This is a genomic window from Sphingomonas bacterium, from assembly GCF_903643065.1.
Classification (GTDB): domain Bacteria; phylum Pseudomonadota; class Alphaproteobacteria; order Sphingomonadales; family Sphingomonadaceae; genus Sphingomonas.
This window is the reverse complement of record NZ_CAHJWX010000159.1, coordinates 1-5,692: the sequence shown is the minus strand read 5'-3', so window position 1 is coordinate 5,692 and position 5,692 is coordinate 1. Positions and strand designations below refer to the sequence as shown.

The window sequence follows — 5,692 nt, the reverse complement described above, 5'->3', positions numbered from 1 at the left end:
CCGGTCGGCGAGCGCCGCGCTGGCGCTCGTCGTGCTCACGGGCGCCTGGGCGCGCGCGACGCTGCCCGCGCCGCCCCAGACCTATGCCGGCATGCTCGCTTGGCAACCCTGAGCCGGGCGGGCCGTTAGGCGCCCAGGAGGACGACACGATGGCGGATGAGGATCAGGCGGCGATCGAGAAGGCCTTCCGCGAGGCGGTGAACATGACGCCCGCCGCGCTGGAGACGTGGCTCGATACCGAGGACAGCCAGGCGGTCGGCTGGAAGGGTGCGGACGGCAAGGGGCCGGGCGAGAGCGTCGGGCACCGAGAGGGCGCGCGCATCGTCGCCATCCTGCGCAAGAAGAAGGCGGAGCTGAACGACGCCGACCTGGCCGACATGAAGAAGGTGACGGGCTATGTGCACCGTCACCTGGCGCAGGGCGGGCCGGCGGAGGACATCGAGCATTCGCGCTGGCGTTACTCGCTGATGAACTGGGGGCATGATCCCTGCAAGTGACGACCCGGGCGCCGTGGCACCCAGCCCCGGACCTTTTCCGTCACGCGGCGGCGCCGCGCGCCACCGCCCCGCGCGGGGAGGATGTGAGTAGCCTCACGCCGCCGTACGCTCGCGCTCCACGCCTTCGCGCATCGCCAGCGCGCGGGCCTCGGCGGCGGGGAGCGGGCGGCCGAAATAAAAGCCCTGGACCTTGGCGCAGCCCAGCTCCTGCACCAGCCGGTGCTCGCTCTCCGTCTCCACCCCCTCCGCCGTGGTCGCCATGCCCAAGCTGTCGGCGAGCGCCACCACCGCGCGGATGATCGCCAGCGCCTCGCGCACGCCCTTCGCCGCACCCTTAACGAAGCCGCGATCGATCTTGATCGTCGAGAAGCGCGTGCGCGACAGATAGCCCAGCGACGAATAGCCGGTGCCGAAATCGTCGAGGCTGAGCTTGATGCCCAGATCGAGCAAGCGGTCGAGCACCTTGGTGGCACCCAGCTCCTCGTGCATGAACACGCTTTCCGTGACCTCCAGCTCCAGCCGCTCGGCGGAAAGGCCGCTGTTCGCCAGCGCGCTCGTCACCGTCGAGACGAAGGGTGGGTTCTGGAGCTGCTCGGCGGAGACGTTGACCGCGATGCGCGTCGGCGCCGGCCAGCGCGCGGCCTCCAGGCAGGCGGTGCGCAGCACCCATTCGCCGATCGGCCCGATCAGCCGCGCTTCTTCCGCCAGCGGGATGAACTTGGCGGGCGACACGTTGCCGAACTGGGCCGATTGCCAGCGCAGCAACGCCTCGAACCCGGTCAGCCGGCCGGTGTCCGCGTCCACCACCGGTTGGTAATGAAGGTGCATCTCGCCCTTGGCTAGCGCCTGGCGCAGCGCCAGTTCCAGCGTGCGCCGCTCCTCCGCCTGGAGGTGCAGCGCGGGGTCGTAGGCGACGAACACGCCGCGCCCCGCGTCCTTGGCGCGGTACAGCGCCAGGTCGGCGGAGCGGATCAGCATCTCGGCGGTGCGACCGTCGCGCGGGCCGGTGGCGAGGCCCACCGATGCGCCGATATACAGCGTGTGCTGGTCGATCTCGTACGGGCGCGACAGCGCGTCGATGATCGCCTTGGCGAGCTTCTCGATCGCGGCGGTGTCGGTGGCGTCGCGCACCACCACCGCGAACTCGTCCCCGCCCAGCCGGCCGCAGAGCTCGTTGTCGCCCGTCAGTTGCGACAGCCGCTCCGACACGCGGCTCAGCAGCCGATCGCCGACCGGGTGGCCCAGCGTGTCGTTGACCGCCTTGAAGCGATCGAGGTCGATCATCATGAACGCGCAGCGCCGGCTCCACCGCTCGGCCTCCGCCATCGCGCGCTGCAGCGTTTCGTTGATCAGCAGCCGGTTGGGCAGACCGGTCAGCGTGTCGAAGCGCGCCATGCGGTTGATTTTGTCGGCGGACTGGCGCTGCTCCGTCACGTCCGAGCCGACGCCGCGGAACCCGACGAACACGCCGCGATCGTCGACGCGGGGGCTGGCGGCGATCTCCCACCAGCGCTCCTCACCGTTGATGTGGACGGGCAGGCGTAGGTCGCGAAAGGCTTCGCGCGCCTTCAGCTTCTGCGCCACCGTCCGCAACGCGCTGGCGAACTCGCCCGTTTCCCAGGTCGGGCCGGCGAGCACCTGCAGGAACGGCATGCCGTTGATCGTGAGCAGGTCCAGCCCGCAGGCGAAGGCGAACCGCGCCGACGCGTTGACCACGCGCCGCGCTGCGTCGGTCTCCCACAGCCAGTCGGCGCCCTGATCCTCCGTCTCGCGCAGCAGCAGGCTCACCGTCTCGTCGCGCTCCTCCAGCGCGAGCTGGCTGGCGCGGATCACCACCAACGACCGGGCGCGCAACACGCAGGTGCAGCCCAGGATGCCGGCGAACAGCAACGTCGCGCTGGCGGCGGCATCGGCGCCGCCCAGCGCCAGATGCGCGGCGACGGCGATGGCGAGTCCTCCCAGGAACACCAACGTCGCGAGCGCGAGCGGCGCCATGGCGAGCGCGGCGGCGCTCATCAGCACCGACAGGATCAGCCACAGGCCATAGGCCTGCTGCGATTCGAGCGGCGCCCGGAACAGGAGCGGCGGCAACGCCCAGACGATCGCCAGCAGCGCGCCCTCCCACGCGGTGACGCGCAGGTCGTCGGTGGTGGCATGGCCATCGCGGCGGTGCCGCGTGGCGAGGCGGCGAAGCGCGACGCCGAGCGAGACGAGCGCCGCGAGGCCGGCCCAGCCGCCGAGCAGCCAGGGCGGCACGGTGGGGTGGAACAGCGCGGTGGTGGCGCCGGCGGCGAGCAGGCTGGCGCAGAGCATGAACAAGGCCAGTTCCCGCCCGGCATGCAGCTGCGCCGCGCGGATCGCGCCCCATTCGGCGCGATCCGGCCCGTCGCGCAGGCCCAGCAGCGCGGCAAATCCGATCTGCGCCACCGGCGCGCGGGGAGAAGGGCCGGCGTTCACGAGCACGCGCCTTAACAGGCGAAGGTTATCGGATGGTTGCTTCCGAGGAGTCGATCAGACGGCGGGCGAGCGATCGGCGTTCGAAGCTGGGGCTGGCGTTTCCATGGTCGCTCGCTATCGTCCGGGTCATCAACGATCGGAACGTCGCGATGATCTACCCACCGACGACGGTGAAGCGTAGAAGCCGGTGGACTTTCACCACCTCAGGCACTGGAGGGCTCGGCATTGAGTTCGTCGCTACTAGCGGCGGCACGGTGGTGTTGGCGGACCCGGAGGGCGTGGAGCGACGCTTCAGCTACGGGGCGGCGGGCTTGGGGCTGAGCATCGGCATTCGCAAGATCCCCAAGATCGGACGTATCAATCCCGGCAGGCTTGATCCGCACGGGCTGTCCGATCACGTCGGCGGCAACATCGCGCCCGAAGCATTTTGGAATCACGGCGCGGTGTACGTGATGGGCGACTGCCCGCACGACGAGCTGGCCATCGATGATTTCAAGGGCATCTGCAGCGTGGTGGATGCCGGCGCCGGGTTGATCCTGGGCTATTCCGGGTCGGCGATGCTGGTCGGCATCGATCCAATGTGGCTGGCGATCACGGCGGCGATGCACAGCAGCCCTGTGCTGGGCCTACTGGCGCCGCCGCTGCGGTGCCGGGGGATGATCCTGTCGCGCGGTTGGAACGTCGGCGTGCAGGCGAGCGCCGGCATCACCGGCCAGCTCGGCTATATGTGGCCGCAGGGCTGAGGAGGCGGGCGTGACCGGCGAGAACAGGGATAGCAGAGTGGGTGCGGCGATCTTTCTGCTGATCGGGATCGCGACGCTGCTGGTCGGCGCCTGGCAAGGCTGGACCACGGCGCGCTTCGTACAACGCGCGAGCACCGCCACCGGCCATGTGGTGACGGCGACGGCGCATCCCGCTATCGAGTTCCGCGCCGCCGGCGGCGCGGTGATCCGTTATCGCCAGAACGGGATGGGCGCCCGGCCGGTGGGAACGCCCGTTCGCCTGATCTACGATCCCGCCGACCCGGCCGGCACCGCGACCGCCGGCGGCTTCTGGCAACTCTGGTTTCCCGTGCTGGGGCCGCTGTTGCTAGGCGCGGCGTTCGTCGCGGTCGTGGTTTTCGGCGTCGGCATCCGGATCCGGTCAAGTCGCTACTGACGCGGCGCGGCGCTCACGCCGCCATCGCGTAAGGCTTGATATCGCCGCTGAGGTACAGGTTGCGGGCCTTGGCGCGGCTGAGCTTGCCCGAGCTGGTGCGGGGCAGCGTCTTGGGGGGGATCAGCTCGATCACGCAGTTCATGCCCGTCACCGCGCGGACGCGCTCGCGAATCAGGTCGCGCAGGCGCAGGCGCTCGTCGGCGTCGGAGAAGCGGCACTGGACCAGCACGGCGGGCGTCTCTTCGCCGCCCGGGGTGGTGATCGCGAAGGCGGCGATATCGCCCGCCTTGAAGCCGGGCAGTTGCTCCACCGCCCATTCGATGTCCTGCGGCCAGTGATTGCGGCCGTTGACGATGATCATGTCCTTGGCGCGGCCGACGATGAACAGGTAGCCGTCCGACAAATAGCCCATGTCGCCGGTATCGAGCCAAATCGTCGCGCCGGCTGGATCGGGTGCCAGGCAGGCGGCGGTGGCGTCGGGATCGCGGAAATAGCCGACCATCACCGACGGGCCGCTGCACCATACCTTGCCGATCGCGCCCTCGGGCAGCGCGGCGCCGTCTTCCTCGCGGATCTCGACGCGCATGTCGCGCACGGGCTTGCCGCAATTGACGATGGCGCGGAAGCGCTGCGGGCGCGGCCCGTCCGCGCCGCCCAGCGCGCCGCCGCCCGACAGCTGCGTCTCCTCAACCAGCTCGATGCGGATGCCCTCGCCCGGCGGCATCAGCGTCACCGCGAGCGTCGCCTCGGCCAGGCCGTAGGAGGGCAGGAAGGCCGACGCCGGGAAGCCGGCGGGCGCGAAGGCATCCACGAACGCCTGCATCACATCGGGGCGGATCATGTCCGCGCCGTTGCCCGCGATGCGCCAGCGCGACAGATCGAACCGCTCCGCCACCGGCGTTTGCGCGCCGACGCGCCGCGCGCAGATGTCGTAGCCGAAGGTCGGCGAGTAGGAGAGCGTGTGGCCATCGTGCCGGCTGATCAGGTCGAGCCAGGCGAGCGGACGCCGCGCGAAGTCCTCCGTCTTGAGATAGTCGGTCGAGACCTGGTTGGCGATCACCGACAGGAAGCAGCCGACCAGCCCCATGTCATGGTACCAGGGCAGCCAGGAGACGCAGCGATCGTCCCCGTCGATCGCCATGCCATGGCTGTGCGCCGCCAGATTGTTGAGCAGCGCCGCGTGGGTGATCGCGACGCCGTGCGGGAAGCGCGTCGAGCCGCTGGAATATTGAAGGTACGCGATGTCGTCGCCGCGCGCGATCGGGGGCGCGGCGTCGGGCGCGGGTCGGGTGGCCAGCTCCGCCCAGTCGGCGTGCGCGACGCCCGCCAGCGCGGCGGCGGCGTGCCCCATGTCGGTCAGCTCGGGCGGGTGGACGAGCAGCGCGGGGGCGCAGCTGTCGAGCTGCACGCGCAATTGCTCCACATAGCTGTCGCGCCCGCCGAACGAGGTCGGCAGCGGCAGCGGCACGGGCCAGGCGCCGGCATAGACGGCGCCGAAGAACAGCGCGGCGAAGTCCGGCCCGGTCTCCGCCACCAGCGCGACGCGATCCCCCGGCGCGATCCCGGCCGCGATGAAGCGG

General features: G+C 70.6%; 5 protein-coding genes. 3 read left to right on the top strand and 2 right to left on the bottom strand.

The window, feature by feature from the left end; all coding sequences use genetic code 11:
- The first annotated feature begins 149 nt into the window (after positions 1-149).
- Positions 150-497, top strand: coding sequence for a DUF3140 domain-containing protein (locus HUU95_RS07040; RefSeq protein ID WP_174279465.1), 348 nt, complete (start codon positions 150-152; stop codon positions 495-497).
- Between the two features lie 93 nt (positions 498-590).
- Here HUU95_RS07040 and HUU95_RS07035 read toward each other — a convergent pair whose 3' ends face one another.
- Positions 591-2,954 (bottom strand): putative bifunctional diguanylate cyclase/phosphodiesterase, encoded by a 2,364-nt coding sequence (locus tag HUU95_RS07035; protein ID WP_254602666.1) that lies wholly within the window; start codon positions 2,952-2,954, stop codon positions 591-593.
- Between the two features lie 149 nt (positions 2,955-3,103).
- Between HUU95_RS07035 and HUU95_RS07030 the strand changes: the two genes are divergently transcribed.
- Both HUU95_RS07030 and HUU95_RS07025 read left to right on the top strand, forming a co-directional pair.
- Complete coding sequence (locus tag HUU95_RS07030) at positions 3,104-3,697, top strand: hypothetical protein (RefSeq protein WP_174279464.1); 594 nt, start codon at positions 3,104-3,106, stop codon at positions 3,695-3,697.
- Between the two features lie 37 nt (positions 3,698-3,734).
- Positions 3,735-4,112 carry a DUF3592 domain-containing protein gene (locus HUU95_RS07025; protein WP_174279463.1) on the top strand — a complete coding sequence of 126 codons (378 nt, stop codon included), beginning with the start codon at positions 3,735-3,737 and terminating at the stop codon, positions 4,110-4,112.
- A gap of 13 nt (positions 4,113-4,125) precedes the next feature.
- Here the strand turns inward: HUU95_RS07025 and HUU95_RS07020 are convergent.
- The coding region (locus HUU95_RS07020; protein WP_174279462.1) for a fatty acyl-AMP ligase at positions 4,126-5,692 on the bottom strand (1,567 nt) is incomplete at its 5' end.

Bases quoted from the DNA above. Each gene is read 5' to 3' on its own strand.
- HUU95_RS07040 (WP_174279465.1), top strand. From the start codon at position 150: ATGGCGGATGAGGATCAGGCGGCGATCGAGAAGGCCTTCCGCGAGGCG.
- HUU95_RS07030 (WP_174279464.1), top strand. From the start codon at position 3,104: ATGATCTACCCACCGACGACGGTGAAGCGTAGAAGCCGGTGGACTTTC.